Below are 237 nucleotides of genomic sequence, written 5' to 3' on the forward strand. Positions count from 1 at the left end.
AGGTTCGAGGTGGAAGCATGGTGACATGTGGAGCTGACGAATACTAATAGATCGAGGACTTAACCATATAATATGAAGCAATGTTATCTAGTTTTGAAAGAATATAAAAAAACTTGTTGACTTTAGAAGTTAAATGAGTTACAATAATTCTTGTCTTAAATGAATACAGTCTGGTAATGATGGCAGAGAGGTCACACCCGTTCCCATACCGAACACGGAAGTTAAGCTCTCTAGCGC

General features: G+C 38.0%; 1 rRNA gene. It reads left to right on the top strand.

Features of this window, described 5'->3' with window-relative positions:
* Positions 1-169: 169 nt before the first annotated feature.
* A 5S ribosomal RNA gene (gene rrf / locus MR170_RS31725) occupies positions 170-237 on the top strand; the annotation flags it as partial.

This window comes from Bacillus cereus group sp. BfR-BA-01524 (assembly GCF_022662595.1).
Taxonomy (GTDB): domain Bacteria; phylum Bacillota; class Bacilli; order Bacillales; family Bacillaceae_G; genus Bacillus_A; species Bacillus_A thuringiensis_S.